Raw genomic sequence first — 394 nt, 5'->3', positions numbered from 1 at the left:
TGACGTAGCCGATGAGGCGCTTGTCCGTGTCCGCGCCCCGGGCCACGACAACGGCCTCCTTGACGCCAGTGGCGGAGCGGAGGGCCGCTTCGATTTCACCGAGTTCGATGCGGAAGCCGCGCACCTTCACCTGGAAGTCGACGCGGCCCAGGAAGTCGAGCGTGCCGTCCTCTCGCCAGCGGGCCTTGTCGCCCGTGCGGTAGAGGCGCTCGCCCGGCGTGGAAGCGAAGGGGTGGGGGACGAAGCGCTCCGCGGTCAGGTCCGGGCGGTGGAGGTAGCCCCAGGCGAGGCCCTGGCCGCCGACGTACACCTCGCCCGCGACGCCCACGGGTACCGGATGCAGGTGCGCGTCGAGTACGTAGGCAGTGGAGTTGGAGAGCGGCCGGCCAATGGG

1 protein-coding gene is annotated in these 394 nt (G+C 71.1%); it reads right to left on the bottom strand.

The features are described from left to right. The coding region (locus ACLEQD_RS45205) for an AMP-binding protein (protein ID WP_410392041.1) at positions 1 to 394 on the bottom strand (394 nt) is incomplete at both ends.

It is taken from the genome of Corallococcus sp. 4LFB (genome assembly GCF_046520365.1).
GTDB lineage: Bacteria > Myxococcota > Myxococcia > Myxococcales > Myxococcaceae > Corallococcus > Corallococcus caeni.
The sequence above is the reverse complement of the archived record's forward strand: the minus strand, read 5'-3'. Positions and strand labels throughout refer to the sequence as shown.